Genomic DNA, 24199 nt, shown 5'->3' with positions numbered 1-24199 from the left:
TCTCATCCACTTTCTCAGCTATATATTATGCAAGTATCGTGCCAAAGTGGAAAAAGCTTGGTATAACAGGTTTTTCACCAATTACTGTCACCTGACAAATTGCATTATTGCAATTAATGCGGAATCAGTATACTGAAAATTCAGTGATTTTAAGGAATAAAAAAATGCAAGATCACAATAAAAATTGCAGTCTTGCAACGTTAATTTTATATTTTTTTACTTTTCTCGTAATAGTTGAGGCATCCACGCCTAACTTCCTGCTCGCTTCCCGCATCGTAGAAGAAGTTTCAAGAGCCCTTATAATCAGTCCCTTTTCAAACTCTTCAACTTCTTGTTTCAGATTCATCTCCATGGCTTCCCCAGTCATGGGAGCCGCCGCTTCTCCGACCAGCTTTTCCGGGAGATCACTTACTTGGATCTTCTGAACACGCGCTGTCAATACTAACCGCTCAATCGTATTTTGCAGCTCTCTGACATTTCCCTTCCACTCATAGTCCACTAAAACATCGATTGCTTTGTTATCAAATGATCGGCACAAATTATATTTTCGGTTATATGTATCTAGGAAATGGTCTATTAAAAATGGGATATCTTCTCTTCGCTCGGATAAAGAGGGAATTTTGATCGGCAATACAAATAGACGATAATATAAATCCTCACGAAATGTCCCCTCATTTACCATTTCTTCTAAGTTCCGATTGGTCGCCGCTATAAACCTCACATCTACTTCTACCTGTTTCGTATCCCCCAAAGGAGTGAACTGTTTATCCTGAAGCAGCTGAAGAAGCTTAGACTGTAGATTAATCGGCAGTTCCCCAATCTCGTCCAAAAACAGAGTCCCTTTATGCGCCGCCTGCGCCAACCCCTTTTTCCCTTCCCTGTTTCCCCCGGTGAAAGTTCCTTTAGCATATCCAAATAACTCTGATTCCATAATACTTTCAGGGATAGCACCGCAATTGACCTTTATAAATGGAGCTTCTCTCCTGCTGCTCATATTATGAATCGCTCTGGCAAGCACCTCTTTTCCTACACCGGTTTCTCCTTGCAAGAAGATCGTTGCATCTACATCAGCAACCCTGCACGCCATTTCATATACGTTTTCCATAGCTCTTGACTTCACAATCATTTGCTGGTCTTTTTTCTGAAGAATATTCAGTTCCTGCTGATACATATGAAGAATGCTTTTCGTTTCATCCAGCTTCTGTTTAAGATTTGAAATCTCTGTTACATCTCTCGATATATTTATTACTCTCTGCAGCGTTCCATCGTCACTGAAAATCGGGTGGCCAACTACCATTAGCCGCCTTCCTGATTTAGTGGTTTGGTTCAATGCCACCCTAGATTTATTCTTAATAACGTACTTGGTTGAAGAGTCATTTATGATTCCTTCTCTCTCCATTAAAATCGCCGATTTCCCAACGAAATCAGACTCCTTTACGCCGAGGATTTGTTCACAGGCGTCATTTACCCGAAGAATCATTCCTTCTCCATCTGTAATAGTAACTAGCTCCCCGCTTAGATTCATCACAGCTTCCAGCTCCTGGCGTAAAGCCTTCATTTTTGAGGAATGAATCACAAATTTTTGGTCATAGTCTTGTTTGCTGAAGAATAAAACAAGACCCAGTTTTCCAGGCACTAAGGAGATTGCCATGAGCTGCAGGTCTTCCCTACTTTTACAGGAAATCATTTCAATGCATCCTTCTTTAATCACTTTCATAATATTACTTCCTGGCATAACGTCTTGGATTTGCCGGCTGTTAAGCTTTTCTACACCTAGAAGTCTTTCACTTATTCCGTTACCAAACTGAATCTGTCCTTTCAAATCAATGATCAGCACACCAAAGGGAAATTTCTCACCTATTTCTTGTATATCAACCAAGAATCGGCCTCCTTTTCTGAGTAGATTTTCGCTATCAATTTTTGGTTCTTTTTATAAACAATGAATTGGCAGTTTCTAAGTTACACAAACAGTTTCCGGTAGTTTTACTAATTAAATCTAAATTTAACAAATATTCAAACAATAGACAATTAAATTATTCTCGTATAATTACCTATTTATTCTTAGCAGGAACTTCTATTGACAATATCATACCCCCTGCTCATCAATAAAGAGTTGGCATTTATACTCTGGACCACCTAAGTAATATTTGGAACATAAAAAGAAGCCAACCGGGACTAACCCGATTGACTCTCTTAAATTATAATCAATTTGGAATGTCAATGGACTTTGATGCGTCAATTTTCTTTATGGCTTCATTTAAGGCAATCGCTGCGAACAAGGCAGTGTCCTTACTGATATTTGTTGTGCTGTAGCCTGAATATTTCGCTTTTACCCCGAGGGCATTGATATAGGCTTTTTGGAAGTCTTCTTGCTGAGGCTCCCAGTTAGGACTATCGGAAACCCGAACAAACCCACCAGCACCCGTACGGTCGCTCTTATATGCAGAAATGGATTTTGCTGCATTTAATACTTGAACCAGAGTACTGTCGCTGCTATGATCCGCTCCAAGAGCTGTTACTGTAACTGTTGCTGTAATAGCGGGCAAACTTGGGTTGGCCATACTGGTACCCGTAATGGTGACCGTTCCAGGGTTACGGGCGATGACCAGACCGTTTTTATCTACCATCGCAATATTCTGGTCGCTTGATGTCCACATGATTCTCTTGTCATAGGCATTGCCGGGTTCGATTTCAGCTGTCAGCTGAAGTCTGTTGTTTCCTGTAACCTTTGACAAGGAGGAATCCGTGGCCTTTGAAGGTCCATAAATGACTGCTTTATCAGGGCTGACCAGCTTGAGACTTGAAGGAACAGTCGAAACATCTGACACCTTCACCTTGAAGGACTCCGCCAATTTGGGATCCTGTTTGCTTTTAGCTGTAATTGTAACGGAAGCTGTCTTTTCACTGCCTGTGCCTGCCGCCTTGAGCGTGACGGTATTCCCTTTACCGCTGACGCGGACCACACTTTCATCGGAAGACTGCCAGGTCACGGTATCCTCCGGGTTGCCAGTGACCGATGCCGTGACGGTCATGGAGTCTGTTCCGTTCGTTCCATTATAAATGAGAGTGGAAGAAGACTTGTCAAACTCAATCCCTGAAACCTGTTTGACTTTCCCATTCCCATCGTTTAAAACCATGTAGCGTGTATTTTTCTTTGCATTAAAAACAATTTTCCCGCCTTTTAGGTTATATTGGACCCTATCACCCATCGTATTATCATCATTAACAACCAGGATGGTTGGGGTGCCTGTTTCCCAAGGATTCACGAGAGCGATTTTCCCGTTGCGCTTGCTGGTTAAATCAACGTATGGAACCGTTTTTGTGTCTGCGTCATATTCACTGGAAACCTCTACGTTCCCTTTGGCACCAAGCTTTTCAAAACGGATATCCTTGTTCATATCCCAGTTCGGGAAAGCCCAGATCATGCTTGGTATGCTTGGAGTGGTGCTGCTCTGGATCAGCATCGAGTTTAAACCTTCCATCCCTGCAATGGTTTCTAGTGCACCCCCGTTGCCATAATAGGTGAGATTGCTAGGACGGACTTTTGCCGCTAGGACTGCCTTAAATTTATCAAGTAAATCTGCCGCAGGCCAGCCTGATCTCGCCATAATCTGGTACACCTTAGGGAAGCCGTTATTCTGGCTGCTCCAGCCGGAGAAGCTTTTTTCACCCCATGCATTCATATACTCGAGTGTATTCCGTACCTTTTGCAAAATCTCCTTATCCCCATCAAGCATTTGTTCATTTTCAAATGGGAATACAACGCCCTCCAACTCTACCGGCTGGTCGCCAGGTTCAATCATGTCGACATGCGCCTGATTCGGAGACTGATAGTCAGAAGCAATCAGTGTTGGAACAAAATTCGAATTGTTCTTTGCATCGAATTTCCCCTTAGGAAGCATGGCTTCAGGATAGGCCGTATGTTCAGAAAGATCCTTCCAGCGCTCAATATTAGCCTTGTCTTCTCCCATTTCTCCTGCATATGTCTGCAGAAGTTTAGAGAGATATTTGATGGCTCCAATATCCAAAGAAGAATTTATGTCTGCCGAATCTCCCTCATGGATGGAGGATCCAAGTACGGAATAATGATACTGGCCGTTCCCATCATCGGTTTTAACAACATAGTCGCTATAGAATGTCATCAATTCCTTGAGATATGGATATAGGACATTTTTTAAATAGGCCTTATCCAGCGTATATTCATAATAGAAAACCATCGGAACAGCAGCGAACATGCCGTTTGACTTTTGGTCTGTAGAACCAGAATTAAATCCATACGTTTTTTGAGGAGCCTTTTCAATAAGCTGCGGCTGCTCATTGGCCATGAGATCGAATGGAGTGGTAGATCTTATATGCACAGCGCCTTCAAAGCCCTGTGCTGCCGCATTATTTTTGGACCATGGAAGGTCGTAGGCGATGACCCTATTATATGGAATGGCAGTATCAATCCTGTTTGTGGTGCCTGCAGCATAGTAATGGGCCTGCTGATTATAATTCAAGAAATAACGGCCGCCCCATCCCATGTTGTCTGCTGGGATCCACGATCCATACATCGGTGCCGGAAGATTTTGCGGATTTACCTTTCCATTTGAGCTGGCTGGACGGTTTGAGCTTCCAAGAATATAAAGCGAGCCATAGTAATATTCATTTATTTTCGGGTCATTAAATTGCACATAGCTTCTCAGCCAATACGATTTCCACCAGTCACGGTGCTCCTTTTTCAGCTTGGCAATGGCTTCTTCCGACTGATATTCGGAAAGCCCCTTTACAGCTTCACTCTGCACCTTAGAGACGCTGCTGATTTTATCAAAAGCTCCGCTGCTGCTCACAAAGTTGGAAACCACATATACTTTTGAACCCGGCTTGACCGTAAAATCTCCAGCCTGTCCAAGAGAATCCTGATATTTCTTGCTGTAATGGTCATAATAATCATTTGCTTCAACCTTCTCTTTGGTATTGGTCAGTTCAGCTCCCACTACTGTTGTGGCTGTCGCAAGTCTCGACCGGTAATTAGAGGTATTCCCGTCCACTCCCGATTCCGTGTCCCTTGTTGTCCAGAGGACGGGGTTTTCTCCCTCCGTATTAATGCCGCCTGAGTATGGATAGGTCTTTTGTGCATCCTCCATCTGATCGGCCCCATTTCCGGGGTAGGCTTTGGCAGGTACCCATAGTTTTGTATTAAGTGTTATATCATTGGAGCCGGTATTCGAAATCTCTGTGACAAACACATTCGCAGTGTCAGCCGTCCATGATTTCATTTGGACGGTGGCATCTTCACCCTGATTATCCTTAAGCTGGATATCCGTATTGACCTCAGCGTTTAAGAGATCCTGCTTCATGTTAAAAACAGAACCTGCCTTGCTGCCAGCTGCAGTTGTGGGCCAGATATCCAGACCCCCGCCGGACAATATGCCTGCCTGATCTCTGATTCGGCTTGCTTCTCCATGGGTGGTACCCCAAAGATCATTTTTTCCGAAGTAGAATTGCTGGGAAGTGGTGGATACACCCGCTGCGATGACACCAATATCACCGTTGCCCAGCAATTGCCCCTTCGTATAGTTTCCTTGGCTGACATCTGCAATTTTTAACGGAGTGGTCAGGGAGCCATAGTAATTGGTCAGTATTTTTTGAATCTCAGTCCAATCATCCGTTTTTAAATGTTCAATAACGGCCCGGGGCGGTTTAACGCTTGATAAGTCTTTCGCGTGAACAGGATAGCTGCCTGTTGTAAAACTAGTGAAACTGGCAGCAATGACAGTAGCCGTCAGTATATTCCGCATCCGTTTCCCTGTTTTGGATTTCATCTGCTTCCCCTCCAAACATTTTCAAATTTCCTCATCATGAATAAAGCTGGTTCCAAATCCTCCTTTGATGAAATGGTATGAAAACGCTTACGAATAAAGTGTATCACGGGTAAAATCTTAAAAATATGATACATATCTATACTAAAGGCGCTCATTTCTCTCATCCCATTTGGTGATGAGTTAACGTAAACGGCCTGCCAGGAAGGCTGGCAGGCCGTTCATATTAATTAGATATTGCAAATGTATCACTGCTTGCAAACTTCGGCAGCCAGTCTCCATGCGCTGCGATTAAGTCATCGCATAATGAGATGATCGCATCGATGGAAAGCTCAGATGCCGTATGAGGATCAAGGAGTGCAGCTTGATAGATATATTCCTTTTTCCGGCTCATCGCAGCCTCGATTGTCAGCAGCTGTGTGTTAATATTGGTACGGTTCAAGGCCGCCAGCTGCTCCGGCAGGTCACCGACATACGTTGGGGTGATCCCACTGCGATCTGCAATGCATGGCACCTCTACACAGGCTTTTTCAGGAAGATTGCTGATTAATCTGCCTGTATTTAACACATTTCCTCCAAATTTAAATGGAACATCCGTCTCGATCGCCTCAATAATTCTCGATCCGTATTCTTTAGATCGCACATGATCTAAGGAGATATTATGAACTAGGTCATCCCTCATGGCGTCCCATTCCTGGATCTGCTTTTCGCAGCGGCGCGGATACTCATCAAGAGGAATATTGTAATTCTCAATGAGTTCCGGATACCTGGATTTAATAAAATAGGGATGATATTCGGCATTATGCTCTGAGGATTCGGTTACATAGAAGCCGAATTTATCCATTAATTCGAACCGGACCATATCATGATGCTTGGTTCTTTGTTTTTCACGCGCTCTTTGTTTGATCTCGGGATAGAGGTCTAGACCATTCCTTTTCACTTCCAATAGCCACGCCATATGATTAATCCCTGCAATCTTCTCCTGCACGCCTTCCGGATCCATACCCAGCGTTTTAAAAAGATCCCTTGTACACACCTGTACACTATGACATAATCCCACCGTCTTAATGGCGGTGAATCGATTCATGACTCCCGTCAAGACCGCCATCGGGTTGGTATAATTCAAGAACAGGGCATTAGGGCACACTTCTTCCATGTCCCTGGCAAAATCGATCATAACCGGTATGGTCCTCAGGTTCCGGAAAATCCCTCCTATCCCCACCGTATCCGCGATGGTCTGACGCAGGCCGTATTTCTTGGGAATTTCGAAATCTATAACTGTACTTGGCTTATATCCTCCTACCTGGATGGCATTGAAGACATACTTGGCATTTGTAAGGGCGTCTTTTCGATTCAAGTAAGCCTTTATGGTTATATTTTTGTTTAAGCTTCTTTTCAGGTTTTTCAGCATGGTCTCTGAATCTCTGAGGCGCTGCTCGTCGATATCAAACAGCGCGAATTCAAATCCCTCTAAAGCGGGAACAAGCATGCAGTCGCCTAATACATTTTTTGCAAATACCGTACTTCCTGCTCCTAAAAAGGTGATCTTTGACATGGTATTCTCCTCCCTTTAACTTACACTTCTATTTATTTAAATTAGCGTTATGCGGAAATATGGAAATGGTCTGCTCTTTATCCAGGGAAAAGGTCATTTCACCATCGGAAATTTTCTGGTTCTTTTTGAGCAAGGTTAAACCATCTAACCCGACAGAATAAATGTCCACCTTCTTCACATCCTTCCAACCTTCCGGAAGCTTCCACGTTTTGTTTTCGAAGCCATCCTTGCTAAAAGCGATGATTTCCATGTATTTATCTTGATTCCAAAGTGCGGGGACAAATAGATCATTACCATCCCTTATCGTTCTGTCATCCTGTTTAATCATCAATTTCCCATTTTCATTCCAGCTTTTCACATTATTTTCAAAGGTAACAACCCCGTTTAAATCAGACAGTCTTTTAAGCTGGTTTAGGTACTGCCAAGGAAGTGTTTTGGTAGCAAAATCTGTCTGGAATCCAGTCAGTGTTTCTGGGTCGGCTTTGATAATATTTTCTCCAAGCATGCTTTGCCCGTAGCGGGAATCGCCGCCGTCACCGCCGACATAAAGAGAAGCAGGAACCTTCAATTGATCGATCTTTACTCCGTTTAATCCTTTTCTGCCAAAATGCCATGCCAGAGGCTGGAGTCCCATGAGCGGGTCTTTTCTGTAGCCTGCATCCATTTCAGAAGTGACATCCACTCCGTGGTCCCGCCAATACCGGATGATTTTTTTCTGGGTCTCGATATCCTGATCCATTGAGACGCCATGACCAGGACTTATCGGCCCTACAGGCAGACCGGGAATATACTGGTGGAAGGCATCGATATGGATGGTCCCTGCCTTTTCGATTGGCAGCATGTCCAAGAGACCGTCTATCCTTTTCTGTGCAAATCCTGTTTCCCACTCCCGCGTATAGCTGATGGGATAGCCCCATTTGTATTTAACAAGTTTGCCATCAGCATTTTTTGCGATCAGGTCATTCTCTAAATACGTCTGCCATAATGGGCTTGTTTCCCGGATATCCAGCATATTGATATGCAGGCTGACTGTCGTGTTATATTTATATGCTTCTTTCATTAGCCATTTCAGGCTGTCGGCGGCGGATGGGTCCTGTTCACGCTTCAAGTTCGGATTCACCACATCCCAGGCAGGATAGCCGGTATCATGCCCGTTGTACTGCCAGCCTACCAGATAGATGATTTTCGGTATTCCTCTTGTTAGCCGATCGACTTTTTTAATCGTTTCAAGACCCTGCTCAAATGTCCTAAAAACCGTGCCATTATTATCGGCCATGAACATTTTCATCGTCAGCGTTTCGTGGTAGTTGTGAATAAACGGACGATCAGGAGCCAGATTGACCTTTATTGGAATACTTGCGGTTTTTGTTTCACCACTCTCAGTATGGACCGTAGCAGTCACCGCCGCTTCACCATCTGTAATCGTTCCTGCCCTTACGATTGCACCTTCGTCTGTTTTCTGGACGGATGCAAGTACATTAGGGTTGCTTATGGTGTACTGGACATCAGAACCCGAGAGGTTTTCAGTGCTGCCATCACTATAAACTCCGGTTAGCTGCAGCTTTGTCGTGCCATCCAGGTTGACGGCTGTTTTATCTGCCGAAAGTGTAATCTCTTTAAGAACCCTCTCCTGTGCGCTTACCCCAAATTGCGAAGTAAAAAGAAGGGGAATTGCCAAACCTGCCGACATGATACTTGATAGGATTTTTATCCTCAACTTTATTCCTCCCAGCTTTACTATTTGGAAACTTGTTTCCTCGTCATTATAGTCAGTCTGAAGAAGAGAACGCCTACAAAAAAGTGATAGAAGAGGACCATTTATACAGGAAGATGATAATAAAACCTATAGTGCTTCTATCGAACGACCCCTTTTTTTAGAATGATATTGGCATACAGCGATTTTTCACTGGAAGCTATGACGGCGTATGCATTCCTGGCCCGGTCATAAAAAGCAAACCTCTCTACCATTTCAAAACCGCGGAACCCTTCATGGTGAACTTCCATAATGGAGCTATAGGTTCCCCAGATATCTGGTTTCTCCGGATCCCCCGGTACAACCTCCATTAAAGCCGCCGGTTTCTTGACATATTGGTCGAGGGGGAGGAATGTCAGGATGGCATGGAGTAATTCAGGGATGTCGTGTCCATCAGCTCTGATCAATCTCTTTGCACAACTGGAGGCAGGAAAATTCCCGTCTGCCAGAACCAGCTCATCGCCATGGCCCATTTCCATCAGAATCTTCATTAATTCAGGCGAAAGGATGGAAGGAATTCCTTTTAACATAGAAATCTCCTTTTCTAAGATTTGTTATCCTCCACGAATTGGTTGGTTAAGGCACCCAGCTTTTCTACTTCAACAGTCACCACATCGCCCGGTTTTAGGTAAATTTGCTGCTCTTCGGGCATCCCTAAGACGACGCCTTCAGGAGTCCCGGTTAATATCAGGTCCCCAGGTACTAACGTCATATGATGGGATATGTAGCTCACAATCTCTGCACAGCTAAAAATCATATCCGACGTGTTTGAATTCTGTCTAACCTCCCCATTTACGAGGGTTTTGATCTTCAGATTCTGGGGGTCACCCACTTCTTCTGCAGTTACCAGATATGGCCCCACCGGACTGAAGTCATCACAGCTTTTCCCAAGCAGCCATTGATGGGTCCTCATCTGTAAATCCCTTGCAGATAAATCATTGACAGTGCAATATCCAAAGACATATTCAAGGGCGTCTTCTTTGGATACATATTTGGCGCTCTTGCCGATGACAATCCCTAGTTCGACCTCATAATCCAGCTTATCCGTTACTTTTGGGACAGCAATATCCCGTTTATTTGCTGTGATCGTATTATGGAATTTGTTAAATAGAATGGGAACCTCTGGATAAGGGGCATTTGTTTCATCAGCATGCCTCCGGTAATTTAGCCCGACGCAGATGATTTTCTTTGGCTCTGTTATACAAGGGCCCCATTCCAGTTCGTTTTCACTGACTAAATATTGCTGGATATTTGGGTCCTGCTCCTGCAGGAATTCTGTTAAGGCTTCAAGCACCTGCGGTCCGCCCTCTATGATGTCCATGAGATCGGCAGGAATCGAGTGCCCGCTCACGGCCGCCAGCAGGGCAGCAGCATCCACAATCCCCAGCTCTGTTTTTATTCCAAGGCTCGGCTTCTTATTTTTCATCATTGTTAATAGTTTCATAGTTTAATACTGAACCTCCCTATGCATTTTTGCCAAATACGACACCGCCGTCAATGTAAAGCGGCGATCCCATCATGAATCTGGATTCGTCTGAAGCCAGGAAAATGGCGGCAGCGGCCACATCCTCCGGCCTGCCAAGCTCACCGCTGAGCTGGCGGGTTTTAATTCCTGCAATCGCTTCCTCTGGATTGTCATAGGAAGACTTCAAATATTTTTCTACAAATGGAGTAAAAATGGTCCCCGGCAAAAGAGCGTTAACCCGGATATTGAAAGGGGCATAATCCACCTGCATCGCTTTGGTCAGGGAAAGGACCGCCCCTTTGGTCGTCGAATACGCTGCACGCTTGGCAAGCCCCATTTCAGCGGCACAGGATGACATATTAATAATCGTCCCGCTTTTCTTCTCCATCATATAAGGAAGCGCGTATTTACTAGGAAGGTAGACTCCTTTTACATTGACACTCATGATTTTGTCCCACACATCCGGCTCCACCTCATGTAAAGCCCCCACATTGCTGATTCCAGCATTATTAAAAAGAACATCAATCCGGCCATAAGCGCCGATGGCCTTCTCAATCATTTTCTGTACATCAGCCGGGTCTGTTACATCTCCTTGGATAAAAATCGCTTCCCCATCACGCCCGGTGATTTCCTTTACAGTCTGATTACCATTTTCTTCGTGTACATCATTTACAATGACAACGGCACCTTCCTCGGCAAAACGGAGGGCTGTGCTCCTTCCAATGCCTGAGCCTGCACCAGTAATCAAAGAGATTTTGCCGGCCAACCGCATGTGATCACGTCCTTTTCTTTTAAATTACAAACTAATACCGATCCGATTAATGCTGAATTCCTGGTGCCCAAGGATCTCTGCCTTGGTCAATTGTCCGTTTACCGTTTTGACAATCTCATCAAAAATCTTTTTTCCTGCTTCGTCCAGTGTTTCCTTGCCGAGAAGTACACCGCTTGTATCCACATCGATATTGTCATTCATCCGTTTGGCTGTGAACTCGTTTCCCGTGATTTTCAGCACAGGTACAATCGGATTGCCTGTCGGGGTCCCGCGGCCGGTTGTAAAGCAGACCAGTTGAACACCCGCTGCTGCCATTCCTGATACACATTCGATATCATTCCCCGGTGAATCCATGAAATAATATCCTTTGCCGGGAATCTCCTCAGCATATTCAACCACTCCCTGAAGTGGTGAGGTACCTGCCTTGCTTATGCATCCTAATGATTTTTCCTCTATACTTGAAAGGCCGCCTTCAATGTTGCCCGGGCTTGGATTTCCTCCGCGCATATCGACTCCCAGGCGCTCGATTTCCTTTTCAAATCGCTCCACACACCTATACAGCTGGCTGCGCACATCATCAGATATCGCTTTTTCGGCAACTAAGTGTTCTGCCCCAATAATTTCAGTGGTCTCACCCATTAAAATACTTCCGCCTGCCTTAATGATCAGATCAGAGGACCTGCCCAGCGCCGGATTGGAGCATAGTCCGGAAGTCGCATCCGAACCGCCGCACTTCACACCCGCGATGAGTTCTTTTAAAGGTACATCCTGCCTTTGAGCTTTGTCTGCTTCATTCACTAAAGAACGGGCAGCTTCAATCCCTTTTTGAATGGTTTTCACCGAACCGCCTTCGTTCTGGATATCAAGCCATATGACCGGCTTCCCTGTTTCCTCGATAATTTCATTCATGATTTCCTGGGCATTAATGACTTCACAGCCGAGACTGACGATCAGTACGGCCCCGACATTTGGATTCTTCCCCATCCCTGCCAGGACTTTGTGGGTCCTGATTTTATCATCGCCTACCTGGCTGCAACCATGCTGGTGGGGAATCGCGACAGTGCCGGGTACCTGCTGCTCAATCCTGTTCACCACCTGGTTGGCACATACAACCGTCGGCATCAATAACACATGATTCCGGATTCCCACTTTGCCATTGGGCCTGAGATAGCCTTTTATCGTTGTCAATTTTCATTCCCTCCATTTTCCAGTATCCGGTCTCCGCGGCCGCGGATTCCTTCTATATTATGGACATGAACGTGTTCGCCGGCTGCAATCGTTCTGGTTGCTGCTCCAATGGATTCACCGTATTTAATGACTGGCTCTCCCGCAGGAATCACCGCGACTGCAATCTTGTGGCCGAATTTGATAGGCTCCTGGAGTGTGACGGTATATTCCCGATTTTCTAGGTTGTACGTAATCTGCTCCCCTTCGGCAGTGTCACGGAGTAATGTTGCCACATTATCCTTTTCATTCATGACAATACATGAAACTCCAGCCTGTATGGATTCTTTCGCCATGGTTATGACCCCTTTTCTTGAATTAAATTGGTACCCTGCTCCATTCCGGCTTCGGTCCTGCTGCATATCCAAGCGCCGCGCCTCCGTCACACACGATATTTTCTCCCGTTACAAAGGAAGCATCTTCACTCGCCAGAAAAAGAGCCACCCTTGCAATTTCCTCTGAGTCGGCTGTACGGCCCAGCATATGGGAACGGTCCTGGGCTTCGCTTGCCTTTACAGGATTCTCCTGCTGCTTAAGCCATGTGTCTAATAAGGGGGTACGCACTCCAGCGGGGCTGATGCAATTCACCCTGACCCCATATGGTGCATAATCAATGGCCATGGTTTTGGTAAGGGCAATAATGGCACCCTTTGTGGCCGAATAGGCCGCATTGTACTGCTGGCCGACAACGCCTGTCATGGAAGCCATATTGATAATCGCACCCTTATTCTTCTTCAAGTGGGAAATGGCAAATTTCGTAGTCAAGTACATGCTTTTCACATTGATTTGGAAGAGCCGGTCCCATTCGTCCCCATCCACCTGTTCAAGCGGTTTAGGTAAAATGGTCCCGGCATTGTTGAATATCACATCGAGTTTCCCGCATTTTTGAACGGTTTGCAGAATTAACTTCTCAACATCTTCTTCGCTGCTGACATCGCAATTTATCCCGTACGCCCAAAATCCTTTACTCAGCAGATCTTCAACCGTTTGACTTAGCTTTTCTTCATTCAGATCAGCGATGACCACCTTGGCGCCTTCCCGGGCAAACACCTCCGCCGCTGCAGCGCCGATCCCGCTTCCGCCGCCTGTTATGACAGCAGCTTTAGCTTGCAGTCTCATGTACATCCCCCCTTTGTCTTTAGCTGGTAGAACCGTGCAGCATTTTCACCAAATAGTTTTTGCAGGTCAATGGAGTCAGGCAATGTATTCCTCAAAGCCCCATACACATCATCATAGCTTCCGGCCAGCAGGCAGACCGGCCAATCACTGCCGAACATAACCCGGTCCTTCCCAAAGGCCTCCACAACGTGGTGGACAAATGGCCGTATTTGTGAAACTGAATAGGGCTGTGCTGCCTCCGTAATTATGCCCGACAGCTTGCACATGATATGAGGATAACCTGCCAGCTCCTCAATTCCCTCTTTCCACTCTTTATCCAAACCGGAAGAAATATCCGGCTTTGCGATATGATTAATGACCGCCCTTAATTCCGGGAATTCGCGCATGAGTGTCCGGATATGGGGCAGGTGGCGCGGTTTTATAAGAAGATCAATGGGAAAGTCTCTCTCTGCCAGGATCTCGATGCTTTTCAGGACGTCCGGCCTTAGGATCCATTGGTCATCCTCCAGGTCCTGAAGCATCGGCCTGATCCCCACAAATCCCTGATCATCCAGCAGCCTTTCAAATTCCTTCTTAAACTCACCCGCTTCTAAATCAAGCCAGCCCACCACTCCGGCAATGAAATCATACCTCGCATAAAGCGATAGTAAATATTCAGTCTCTGCTATTGTCGGGGCTGCTTGGACCAATATGGTCCTTTGTATATCGTGCTTTAGAAGATGAGGCCGTATCTGATCAGGCAAAAAGTCTTGATATAACATCCCGAACTCAGGCGTCAGCCACCCATAATCCCCCCGGTCCAGCCTCCAGAAATGCTGATGAGCATCCACTCTCACCTTGCAGGCTCCTTTACTGCCTCAAGCTTAAATATTCTGGAGGAAAAGTCTCCGCCATACTCGATTCCTTCTGCTTCAATGCCGGAAAATTCACCCTTAAAATGGATGCCTGCATTCATCAGCACACTGCCGTAAAACGTCCCATCGAGTCCGTCTACACGATACTGAATGTCTTCTGCAAGCCCTATTAGGAGAAGTCTTGAGTATCCTGGGTTTGGTTCCGCCAGCACCTGGAAGTAACCTGCCAGCGCCTCCTTCCGGTCATGTGAAACCACGATCCACGCCGTAGCATTCCCGGCTCCTTCAAATGGGCTTATCAGCCTGTAAAATGTTCCGTTCTGAATCAGCTCTCTATTTTTCTTGTAAAAAGAGATTTGTTCTTTAACCAATTGTTTTTCATCATCTGTCATCTTAGTCACGTCCAGCTCATAGCCAAGCATCCCGAAATAAGCGGTATTTCCCCTTGTCTCTAGGCTGGTGTGCCTTTTTACCTGATGATTGGGAACTGCTGAGACATGGGCACCCATCGAGCTGAGCGGATAGACGAGGGAGGTGCCATACTGGATCCTCAAGCGCTCCACTGCATCCGTGTCATCGCTTGTCCATGCCTGCGGCGCATAATACAGCATTCCCGGATCAAATCGTGCACCGCCGCTCGCGCATGATTCAAACAGGACCTCAGGGAATTCCTTTGTCAATCGGTCATAGAGCTGATAGACTCCCAAAATATAACGATGCGGGATTTCCCGCTGCCTGGCGGCTGCTAGGGCAGGAGAGCCAATCTCCGTCATATACCGGTTCATATCCCATTTCACATAGGAAACCGGGGCTTCCCTTAACACTGCGGCCATCATTTCGTATATATAATCGACGACTTCCTTCCTGGAGTAATCCAGGACAAATTGATTGCGGCCATGGGATGCCTGTCGGCCCGGAACATGGATGATCCAATCCGGATGCTCCTCGTACAGGCTGCTTGCCTTAGAGACCATTTCCGGCTCAAACCACAAACCAAATCTCAAGCCCAAGTCATTGATTTTCCTTGCCAGCCCTCCAATGCCGTTTGGCAGTTTCTTATGATCCGCCACCCAATCACCAAGGGATGTTTTGTCATTGTCCCTGTTTCCGAACCAGCCATCATCCAGGACAAACAACTCTATCCCCAGCTCCCTGGCTTCTCTCGCAATGGTAAGAATTTTTTCTTCATCAAAATCAAAATAAGTGGCTTCCCAATTATTGAGCAATACAGGCCTGGCCTGATCGCGCCACCTTCCTTTAGCCAATCTCGTTCGGTACAGCTGGTGGTAGGTCTGGCTCAGTCCATTTAATCCCTGATCGGAGTAGACTAAGACCGCTTCAGGTGTCTGAAAGCTCTCCCCGCCTTCAAGAAGCCAATTAAAATCAAAGGGGTTAATTCCAATGCTTCCGCGGGCAACACCGTATTGATCAACCTCTACCTGGGCAAGGAAGTTTCCGCTGTATACCAGGCTGAAGCCAAATACCTCCCCCTTATGTTCATCGGTCTTTTTTCTCTTTAAGGCAAAGAATGGGTTTTGCTGCGTGCTGCTCGTTCCTCTGGTACTGGAAATACTTTGGATCCCGGGCACAAGACTTCTGGTGACCATATGGCGCTCCCTTGCCCATGCACCTGAAAGCTGCACCATGTCATAATCCGAGTCAAAAAAGTCGACATTCGCACTCATAACCCGGGTAAGATTCAGCTTTTGAGAACCATGGTTAACGACTCTGGCAGACCTCGCCAGTACATTAAGATCCTTGTAAACGCTGTATAGCAGTATGATTTCTGCCTGCAGCAGCATGTCAATAAGGGTGATTTCAAGTGTTTCTGCTTCATCCTCAGTCTCTGTATAGACTGCCGGCAGCCCCTCAAGGGCCGGCTTGCCAGGATAGATCCGGTGGCTTTTGTACTCAAAATGGGTAATACGGCTTCCGTTCTCCTGAAAAAGTTGATAGGCAGGCTCCCGATAATCGGTTGTACCATAGGAGGGATATTCCTGCTTGATCAAATCGAGTGAGAAGGCAATATCCCCTTCAAAAACACAGGAGGCGGTTGCCTTTGGTTCAGATGTGAATAGATGGGAAAAGGATGGGCTGTGATGAACTCTTTTTCCATAATACAAATGTCCCAGCTGATTGTTTTTTAGAATGGTAAAGATATAGCTAAAGTCTTTCCCTTGAATATGGAATTCCTTGGTTTTTTCATTGAACTGAATCCCCGTTTGCTTTCCAGTTTCCTTTGCATCGAAACGTACAGTTTGCATAGCTGTCACCTCTTTCAAATAATCGTGCACTATTAATCTTTAACCGCCCCGGCAGACAAGCCTTGAATGAAATACCGCTGCAGGAACAGATAAAGAATGGTAAGCGGAAGCATTCCTAACAAAGAACCGGCCGCTACCCAGCCTAGGTTGTTGTTATATTGAGAGAAGAACTGGGAAAGGGCGACGGTGATCGTCAGCCTCTCACTATCCTGAAGGAAAAATACCGAAAACTGATAATCATTCCATACCGCCACACCAGATAAAATAATGGTTGTCACCGTCACCGGCTTTAAGAGCGGCAGAATGATTTTAAAAAACAGACCGATCCGGGAGGCTCCATCAATCATGGCTGCCTCATCCAGCTCACGGGGAATCGTCCCGATAAAACCGGTATACAAGAAGATTGTAATCGGCAGGTTAAAGGTTACATTCAAGGCAATCATGGCCCAATAAGAGTTCAGCCCTCCAAGATCGACGATAAACTGATACAGAGGAACAAGAATGGTCAGCGGCGGGACGATCAAGGCTGAAATAAATACGATGTACATGAATTTGTTCAGCTTGGTCTGATACCTTGCCAATGGATAAGAAGCGAGGGCACCGATAATCACGACAAGAATCACGCTTGTAACGGTAATAACGATATTATTGAAAAAGGCACTGCCTAAATGAGCATTTTCCCAGGCATTTTTGAAATTCCCGGTAAATACATAATCGGGCAGCCTCCATTTCGAACTAGTGTCACTGTCATTCTTAAAGGCTGTGCTTACTAGCAGATACAAAGGGATCATGTGAAAAATACTGATGATGATGGACAGGATAAGAACCAGTGATTTCTTGCTTTTCATCGGGCAATCTCCCTTCTCCGTAAATAAACAAGTGCAGCCAAACTGATGATACTGATCAGGACAAACATCAGGTTGCCGATTGAAGCAGCGTACCCCGCATCCTGGCGGGCAAAGTAGGTTTGATACATCATGGTCGACAAGGACTGAGATGCATAACCGGGGCCGCCGTTAGTCATGGCGACAATCACATCGAAAAGCTTAAGACCGCCGATGATATTTAAAACAATGTTGATGGTGATGGAAGGTGCCAGCATGGGCAATGTAATATGCCTGAATTTCGAAAAACTCGATGCTCCATCCAGACTTGCTGCTTCATAATAATCTGTAGGAATGGACTGAAGACCGGCGAGGTAAATCGTCATGGCAATCCCAAGAAATTGAAACGTATTGACGAAGGTTATGATCCAAACATTCACATCCGGCATGGATAGCAGGTTGACAGGCTTATCCCTGAACAGCAGGATAATGTCATTCAGCGCCCCGCCATTGAATTGAAAAATAAAATACCATATGTACCCCATGATCAGTGGACTGATAATGACGGGCAGATAGACGATGGTCCTTGTAAGTCCCCTTGTTTTGAGGCTTTGGTTGAGCAGGAGCGCATACATGAGCCCTATCAAATTCTGTAAAACAGTACTTCCTACTCCATAGATAAGAGTATTCTTAATGACCGTGCCTATATTTGTATCGGCCAGCATTCTTTTATAATTTTCGAGGCCGATCCAGCTGTAATCCTGTGAATACCCATCCCAGTTTGTAAAAGATATGACAATACCCTTAAAGAACGGATAAAAAATAAAAACACAAAACAATAGAAGTGCCGGCAAATATAATAAATTGATCCAGAAAACGGACTTCACCTTTTTTTTACGGAGTTTCACATTTATAACGTTATGGTCCCGAATCGTGGAGATCTCGCTTTTATGGCTTAATTCGGTCTGCATGTCAAGCTCTCCCCTCTTTAGTTTGGCTGGTAATAAAGGGGAGATCGCTCTCCCCCTTCCGGTTCCTTCTTATTTCTTACTCAAACGCTCAACTTCCGCTTTCATCTTGGACGAGTACTCTTTTGGAGTAATATTGCCAGCGATCAGATCCTGCCCGAGCGTACACATGACATCCCACATTCCGTTTGGCAGATATAGCCTGTCAAAGTACGGCAGTACACGGTTCTGCTTATATTGATCATAGAAAGGGGCAAATTCTCCGCCAGCGGTAATACCTTTAAATGGAGCAGGAGCAAGCGTGGTATCAGAAATTTTCTTGATATTATCTTCTTTGGCTATGAAATCAAGCAGCTTTTTAGCTTCTTTTGCATGCTTTGTGTCTTTCCACAAGCCTAATGTGAAACGCTCGCCACCTACGAATGTCGGCTCATCGCCTGCTTTTATCGATGGAATCGGGAATACTCCCATCTTTGCATCTGGATTGATTTTCTTCACATCTGCGATGGAGGCAGGAGCGTGAAGGGCGAATGCCAATTTATTCTCGGCAAATAGTTTTGCTTCATCCACATATTTGGCAGTCAGCATGTCTTGATTGATGAGTTTTTTATCATAGAATTTCTTGAAATTTTCCGGAAGGAATGTCCATTTTGTCCAGTCGAAGGATCCGTTCTGCAAGGCCTCTGCTTCATTCTGCTTCGGACTGATTAATAATGGATTGGCGAAATAATCAAAGTATTGGCCGATGGTCCAGGAGTCAAGTGCAGCAAAGTAGAATGGCGTCACCTCACCCTTGCTTTCCTTGACAATCTTTTCAGAAGCAGCGACCAGTTCATCGAAGGTTTTTGGAATTTCAATGTTATACTTTTTCAAGACATCAACATTATAAAGGACGCCTTCTTTCGCTTCATTTAGCGGCAGAGCATATAACTTGCCTTTATCATCCGTAATAACGGGTTTAATTGTATCTGATAGATTTGCGGCCCATTTCTCTCCGCTAAGGTCAGCCAGATAGTTTCCATAACGCTTGATGGCCCAGCCGTGGGTATCAAACAAATCTGGCAGGTCATTGGAAGCCATTTTCATTTTTAAGATATTTTCATAGTTTGAACCTGGAAATTGCAGATCCACCTTTATATCCGGGTTTTCTTTTTCAAACGCTTTGACCACGTCCGTCAGGGCTGTTTTCATTCCCTGGTCGGCTGTCGATGACGCAACAGTCAATTTGACTGAGCCTCCGCTTGCATTTGTCTTATCCGATCCGTTTGAACATCCGAAAATGCCAATGCTCAATAATACAATCATCACAATCATCAGGCTTTTTTTCATTGCTGCTTCCCCCTCTTTTTTCTTATTTACTCAGCATGATTTTCTGCTGTTGATAAAAGTGTATCACCTAGGAAACCGCTTTCAAATGTACCAAATCTACACTGAAAGCGCTTATTTTTACTGTTGACAAGATATTTTGCTTCTCTTATTCTTTTAGATAAAGATAAAGGCGGGCAAAACTTATGAAACTATCATCCCTTCAATCGAAACTAACCATCTTTTATGTGCTGACCATCATTGTCCCAGTCCTGATTATCTCTTTTTTAATGCCCTTTTACTATCAGGACCTGATGGAAAAAGAAACAGAGACCCTTACCGAAACAACCGTAACGTCGGCCGGCAGGAACATTGAAACCTATTTGGAAGACCTGGAAAGAATAACGATCGTCCCCTACTTTAACGACTCTTTCATGAACGCCTTGGAAACTAAAGCCTCTGCTGATTATCCTAAGGCGGACCTTGCTACAAAAATGTTTGTTGAAAAAACTCTTTCATACTCACTATCTACCAATTTTCAAAATTTACGGAAAGACATTGTAGGCACGATCATGCTTACAACTGATAACTCTCTTTATATCGAAAACACTTCACTCTCCAGCTCCGTCCCGTACTTTCCATTTACAAGGCAGGATTGGTACCACCGTACCATTTCCCTTGACGGCAAAGCTGCTTTTATCGGCACGCATGAGCAAAATTATCTTGTAACGCCTGCAGCTAAAAAAGTATTTTCTGTAGCCCGTCAGATCAGAGACCCAGAAACACACAAGCCGCTCGCCGTGATAATGGCGGATTCGGACACAGCCGTTTTAGACGATATTCTTGGCAATCTTAAGTTTAATGTTAAATCATTTGCAGCCGTATTAAACGAAGACAATGAATTATTTTATTCCAACCATCCCTTTTCCAAAGACGTATTAAAACAAATCAAAAGCGGCAAAACGACGATTAAAGGCAAAGGAGATACATATGTTTTAGTTTCAAAGGTGGTACAGCCGGCTGACTGGAAAATCGTCGTCCTCCTGTCAAAATCGGAGCTATCACAGAAGGTCAAATGGTTTTATTTCACAGCTATTCTTTTTGCCATTGGCGGGCTGATTCTTACACTGATGTTATTCTCCATTTTATCCCGCTGGATTGTGAAGCCATTCAGAATGATGATGAAGGTCATGAAAAAGGTCGAACGGGGAGATTTAGATGTGAGGATCCATACAAGCGGCCATGATGAAATCACCCATCTTGGAAACTCCTTCAATGCGATGATCAGCAGGATTAATGAGTTGATCAACCGTGAATACCGGGCGGTAATCAAGCAGCGAAACGCTGAGTTTCGCGCACTGCAATCACAGATCCAGCCGCATTTCTTATTTAATACACTCTCTGGATTCATCGCCCTAAATCGGATAGGAGACCGCAAAACATTAGAAAAGGCCATCCTATCCTTAAGCCAGCTTCTAAGATATAGCATGGGCCAGGAGGAATGGACCACGGTCCGGGATTCCTTTGAATTGCTGCAGAGCTACTGCCGCCTGCAACAATTACGCTTTCAAGACCGGCTGACTGTGGAGTTTTACTATGATGAAGAATTAGCGAATTATCTGATTCCCAAGCTGATCATTCAGCCTTTTGTTGAGAATTCCATCATTCATGGGATAGAACCATCCTTTAAGCCATGCAGGCTGACGGTCAGTGCCAGACTTGCAGCAGAGAATCATGAGAAGTTTCTATCCATCAGGATAGAAGACGATGGCATTGGGTTCAATCCAGAAAGAATGAGTAAAAGCAAGGGTACCAGTATCGGCATTTCCAATGTACGGGACCGCCTGGATCTGCTCTACCAAAACCCGCAATTCATCATTGACAGCGCGGAAGGGAAAGGCGCGGCCGTAATCATAAAAATTCCAGCGAAGGAAGTGAGAAAAAATGAGAATCTTATTAGCTGATGACGAATGGCTGATCCGGGAGAGCCTAAAAAGCATTCTCGAAGAACTGGATTGTTTCCCTCAAGACATTGAAGAAGCGGCAAACGGATTAGAAATGGTGGAAAAAGTAAAATCGTTTCAGCCGGACCTTGCCTTTGTCGATATCCAGATGCCCGGGTTAACAGGCCTGGAAGCCATTAAGTGCGGCCAGGTCCTTTCTCCCGCTACTCAATGGATCATTTTAACCGGATATTCCGAATTCAGCTACGCCCAGGAAGCCATCAGACTGGGTGCATCGGGTTATCTGCTAAAGCCAGTCAGCCCAGAGGATCTGCAGGCCAGTCTCGAAAAAACCTTTAAGGCACAGCAGGAATACCGGACAAAAGTAAATAAAGAATTTGAACATGATATGAGTGCCCTTTTCCACGGTGTTAAAACGGTAAATGAACTGAGCCGGAACCTTCAGCATACGGAGCTGCATCATGCCTTAGTTGTAATCGACAGCCGATTAGAGGAGGCAAAAAAAGCAGAGGCATTATCCAGCTTTTGCAGCCACGTCCAGCAGATTACAGAGGAATCCCAATCCAGGTCCGCTTTTTTTCCACTGTCCCACAACGAATTTGCATATATTACAGTCGGTGATATATACCAAGATAAAATAAGAGACAAATCCCTCCCAACATCCTTAGCCAAAATCCAGAAAATCCTTCAAGACTTCTGCAAGGATGATTTTTCTGTGACAATCCTGATCGGTACATACTCAAGTCTGGAAAACAGCAAGAACATGATCTCTGAATTAAGGGACATCGCTCCTTTTAGAACTATAGGCGGATTAAAAAAGATCATTAACGCCGAACAACTAAATAAGCTAAAAAAAGACCCGGCTTATTATCGACTGGTCTCCGCACTCATTAAATTATCAGATTCCTATCAGGCTAAATCATCCTTAACCTATATGAAAACGATTGATGACGTTGAAAAATACATACTTACAATTGATTCTGACTCCGTACAAGAAAGAGTCAGGGAATTCCTAAACTGTGTCATCCCATGCAGCCTGAGAGCGAAACAATTACCTACAGAGTGGGCTGCTGCGTTGATGAAGTGCGGGGATAACCTGTTGAAAGAGCATAGTACAGATGAGGACCGAAGCCAATTTTTAGTGGACCAGGTGATCAAATATGTGGAAGAAAATTATATGGATAATATAGGAATTGGACAGATTGCACAGGAGCTTCATGTGACACCGAATTACTTAAGCACCTTATTTCATAAAAGGATTGGCATCACCTTCATCAAATATTTAACCAGAATCAGAATCCTAAAAGCAAAGGAACTTCTTGCAGACCCCAATAATAAAATTCAAAAAGTCGCAGAAACAGTTGGCTATTACAGCACAAGACATTTTACCAAGCTATTCACAGAGATTATTGGCTGCTATCCTTCGGAGTTTCAGAGGGCCATTAGGAAATAGAAAATAGACAATGGTTCAGGACCAGGAGTGAAGGCACATTTTAAGATCTTCTTTCAATGATGTGCGATTTTTTTTCATTTATGGGCAAACTACTTATAAAATATGAGCGTAAAAAGGAGTCTGCCTTGAATAATTACAGAGTATTCTATTCCATAAATAAACACAACAGTGATGATATTAATAGCAGCGTGATCGTTAACTCTGTTGGTGACACGTATGAAATCATGAAGCTGGGGAGGAAACAAATTACAAGAAAGGAAGGGATTTTGAGCCAGAACATTTCCATTACTAAAATCGCCCTTATCTAATGAACAAAATAAATCACCGGGAATCACCGCATAGAAGCAATAGTATGGTATACTTTAAACAAACCTTTTAGCTTAAACCTTTTATATTACCTGTTCCATCCCTGCTCGAACGCTGAGCAGGGTTTTTTATTGGACAAAAGCATATAAAAAAAACAGGCTCTAATGAAAGAACCTGTTTTGTATATGTCAGCTGAAATTATGCTTTTTGAACGTTAGCAGCTTGAGCTCCACGAGCACCTTGCTCAACGTCGAAAGTAACTTTTTGGCCTTCGTCTAAAGATTTGAAACCTTCAGATTGAATAGCTGAGAAATGTACGAATACGTCTTCTCCACCTTCACGCTCGATGAATCCGAAACCTTTTTCTGCGTTAAACCATTTTACTGTACCTTGTTCCATTTTTGTTGCCTCCCAGTGTGTTCCCACACAATGTATTACTATCCTTGCCCAAAGTGATTCTCAAGACGAAAAGTGGAAACTCGTACATTTACACCGAACAAAAATAATTCTTCTTTATCATACCAGTAAACACATGCAATTGCAATCCTTATAAGGACAATTAGGCTTTTTAC

19 protein-coding genes are annotated in these 24199 nt (G+C 44.7%); 3 read left to right on the top strand and 16 right to left on the bottom strand.

Going from position 1 to position 24199, the window contains the following annotated elements:
• Positions 1 to 172 precede the first annotated feature (172 nt).
• From H539_RS0122100 to H539_RS0122025, 15 genes are all read right to left on the bottom strand, one after another.
• Positions 173 to 1879 (bottom strand): sigma-54 interaction domain-containing protein, encoded by a 1707-nt coding sequence (locus tag H539_RS0122100; protein WP_051348739.1) that lies wholly within the window; start codon positions 1877 to 1879, stop codon positions 173 to 175.
• Positions 1880 to 2204: 325 nt separating this feature from the next.
• Positions 2205 to 5804 (bottom strand): glycosyl hydrolase family 95 catalytic domain-containing protein, encoded by a 3600-nt coding sequence (locus tag H539_RS29370; RefSeq protein ID WP_035323792.1) that lies wholly within the window; start codon positions 5802 to 5804, stop codon positions 2205 to 2207.
• Between the two features lie 223 nt (positions 5805 to 6027).
• Positions 6028 to 7356: an alpha-glucosidase/alpha-galactosidase gene (melA, locus tag H539_RS0122085; RefSeq protein WP_026695336.1), complete on the bottom strand. Its 1329-nt coding sequence runs from the start codon at positions 7354 to 7356 to the stop codon at positions 6028 to 6030.
• 28 nt (positions 7357 to 7384) lie between these two features.
• On the bottom strand, positions 7385 to 9073 hold the full coding sequence (locus H539_RS0122080) for an endo-alpha-N-acetylgalactosaminidase family protein (RefSeq protein WP_051348738.1): 1689 nt from the start codon (positions 9071 to 9073) through the stop codon (positions 7385 to 7387).
• Between the two features lie 137 nt (positions 9074 to 9210).
• Positions 9211 to 9639: an RbsD/FucU family protein gene (locus H539_RS0122075; RefSeq protein WP_026695334.1), complete on the bottom strand. Its 429-nt coding sequence runs from the start codon at positions 9637 to 9639 to the stop codon at positions 9211 to 9213.
• A 14-nt stretch (positions 9640 to 9653) separates the two neighbouring features.
• Positions 9654 to 10553 carry a fumarylacetoacetate hydrolase family protein gene (locus tag H539_RS0122070; RefSeq protein ID WP_026695333.1) on the bottom strand — a complete coding sequence of 300 codons (900 nt, stop codon included), beginning with the start codon at positions 10551 to 10553 and terminating at the stop codon, positions 9654 to 9656.
• Between the two features lie 19 nt (positions 10554 to 10572).
• On the bottom strand, positions 10573 to 11346 hold the full coding sequence (locus tag H539_RS0122065; RefSeq protein ID WP_026695332.1) for an SDR family NAD(P)-dependent oxidoreductase: 774 nt from the start codon (positions 11344 to 11346) through the stop codon (positions 10573 to 10575).
• 24 nt (positions 11347 to 11370) lie between these two features.
• The gene (locus H539_RS0122060; protein WP_026695331.1) at positions 11371 to 12534 is read right to left on the bottom strand and encodes a UxaA family hydrolase; all 1164 of its coding nucleotides are present in this window, start codon (positions 12532 to 12534) and stop codon (positions 11371 to 11373) included.
• Entirely contained in the window at positions 12531 to 12866 is a 336-nt protein-coding gene (locus H539_RS0122055) for a UxaA family hydrolase (RefSeq protein WP_026695330.1), read from the bottom strand. Before H539_RS0122055 ends, H539_RS0122060 begins: the two co-directional genes overlap by 4 nt.
• Positions 12867 to 12888: 22 nt before the next feature.
• Positions 12889 to 13689 (bottom strand): SDR family NAD(P)-dependent oxidoreductase, encoded by an 801-nt coding sequence (locus H539_RS0122050; protein ID WP_051348737.1) that lies wholly within the window; start codon positions 13687 to 13689, stop codon positions 12889 to 12891.
• Positions 13686 to 14525 (bottom strand): amidohydrolase family protein, encoded by an 840-nt coding sequence (locus H539_RS0122045; protein ID WP_026695328.1) that lies wholly within the window; start codon positions 14523 to 14525, stop codon positions 13686 to 13688. Before H539_RS0122045 ends, H539_RS0122050 begins: the two co-directional genes overlap by 4 nt.
• On the bottom strand, positions 14522 to 16807 hold the full coding sequence (locus tag H539_RS0122040) for an alpha-galactosidase (protein ID WP_051348736.1): 2286 nt from the start codon (positions 16805 to 16807) through the stop codon (positions 14522 to 14524). The genes H539_RS0122045 and H539_RS0122040 overlap by 4 nt, the downstream gene beginning before the upstream one ends.
• 32 nt (positions 16808 to 16839) lie before the next feature.
• A complete protein-coding gene (locus H539_RS0122035; RefSeq protein ID WP_026695326.1) occupies positions 16840 to 17655 on the bottom strand; it encodes a carbohydrate ABC transporter permease in 816 nt (271 codons plus the stop codon).
• Positions 17652 to 18602, bottom strand: a complete 951-nt coding sequence (locus tag H539_RS0122030; protein WP_035323779.1) for a carbohydrate ABC transporter permease — start codon at positions 18600 to 18602, stop codon at positions 17652 to 17654. Before H539_RS0122030 ends, H539_RS0122035 begins: the two co-directional genes overlap by 4 nt.
• A 69-nt stretch (positions 18603 to 18671) precedes the next feature.
• Positions 18672 to 19928 (bottom strand): ABC transporter substrate-binding protein, encoded by a 1257-nt coding sequence (locus tag H539_RS0122025; protein ID WP_026695324.1) that lies wholly within the window; start codon positions 19926 to 19928, stop codon positions 18672 to 18674.
• Positions 19929 to 20110: 182 nt separating this feature from the next.
• Between H539_RS0122025 and H539_RS0122020 the strand changes: the two genes are divergently transcribed.
• From H539_RS0122020 to H539_RS0122010, 3 genes are all read left to right on the top strand, one after another.
• Positions 20111 to 21868, top strand: a complete 1758-nt coding sequence (locus H539_RS0122020) for a cache domain-containing sensor histidine kinase (RefSeq protein ID WP_026695323.1) — start codon at positions 20111 to 20113, stop codon at positions 21866 to 21868.
• A complete protein-coding gene (locus H539_RS0122015; RefSeq protein ID WP_026695322.1) occupies positions 21849 to 23321 on the top strand; it encodes a response regulator transcription factor in 1473 nt (490 codons plus the stop codon). Before H539_RS0122020 ends, H539_RS0122015 begins: the two co-directional genes overlap by 20 nt.
• Before the next feature lie 125 nt (positions 23322 to 23446).
• A complete protein-coding gene (locus tag H539_RS0122010; RefSeq protein WP_155890202.1) occupies positions 23447 to 23629 on the top strand; it encodes a hypothetical protein in 183 nt (60 codons plus the stop codon).
• A 196-nt stretch (positions 23630 to 23825) separates the two neighbouring features.
• Here H539_RS0122010 and H539_RS0122005 read toward each other — a convergent pair whose 3' ends face one another.
• Positions 23826 to 24026, bottom strand: a complete 201-nt coding sequence (locus H539_RS0122005; protein WP_026695320.1) for a cold-shock protein — start codon at positions 24024 to 24026, stop codon at positions 23826 to 23828.
• Positions 24027 to 24199 lie beyond the last annotated feature (173 nt).

This window comes from Peribacillus kribbensis DSM 17871, from assembly GCF_000430765.1.
In the GTDB taxonomy this organism is placed as follows: Bacteria; Bacillota; Bacilli; order Bacillales; family DSM-1321; genus Paraperibacillus; species Paraperibacillus kribbensis.
This window is presented reverse-complemented; position numbering and strand designations above follow the sequence as displayed.

Coding starts and splice junctions, on each gene's coding strand:
- H539_RS29370 (WP_035323792.1), bottom strand. CDS start 5,804: ATGAAATCCAAAACAGGGAAACGGATGCGGAATATACTGACGGCTACT.
- melA (WP_026695336.1), bottom strand. CDS start 7,356: ATGTCAAAGATCACCTTTTTAGGAGCAGGAAGTACGGTATTTGCAAAA.
- H539_RS0122075 (WP_026695334.1), bottom strand. CDS start 9,639: ATGTTAAAAGGAATTCCTTCCATCCTTTCGCCTGAATTAATGAAGATT.
- H539_RS0122070 (WP_026695333.1), bottom strand. CDS start 10,553: ATGAAACTATTAACAATGATGAAAAATAAGAAGCCGAGCCTTGGAATA.
- H539_RS0122065 (WP_026695332.1), bottom strand. CDS start 11,346: ATGCGGTTGGCCGGCAAAATCTCTTTGATTACTGGTGCAGGCTCAGGC.
- H539_RS0122055 (WP_026695330.1), bottom strand. CDS start 12,866: ATGGCGAAAGAATCCATACAGGCTGGAGTTTCATGTATTGTCATGAAT.
- H539_RS0122050 (WP_051348737.1), bottom strand. CDS start 13,689: ATGAGACTGCAAGCTAAAGCTGCTGTCATAACAGGCGGCGGAAGCGGG.
- H539_RS0122040 (WP_051348736.1), bottom strand. CDS start 16,807: ATGCAAACTGTACGTTTCGATGCAAAGGAAACTGGAAAGCAAACGGGG.
- H539_RS0122035 (WP_026695326.1), bottom strand. CDS start 17,655: ATGAAAAGCAAGAAATCACTGGTTCTTATCCTGTCCATCATCATCAGT.
- H539_RS0122030 (WP_035323779.1), bottom strand. CDS start 18,602: ATGCAGACCGAATTAAGCCATAAAAGCGAGATCTCCACGATTCGGGAC.
- H539_RS0122025 (WP_026695324.1), bottom strand. CDS start 19,928: ATGAAAAAAAGCCTGATGATTGTGATGATTGTATTATTGAGCATTGGC.
- H539_RS0122020 (WP_026695323.1), top strand. CDS start 20,111: ATGAAACTATCATCCCTTCAATCGAAACTAACCATCTTTTATGTGCTG.
- H539_RS0122015 (WP_026695322.1), top strand. CDS start 21,849: ATGAGAATCTTATTAGCTGATGACGAATGGCTGATCCGGGAGAGCCTA.
- H539_RS0122005 (WP_026695320.1), bottom strand. CDS start 24,026: ATGGAACAAGGTACAGTAAAATGGTTTAACGCAGAAAAAGGTTTCGGA.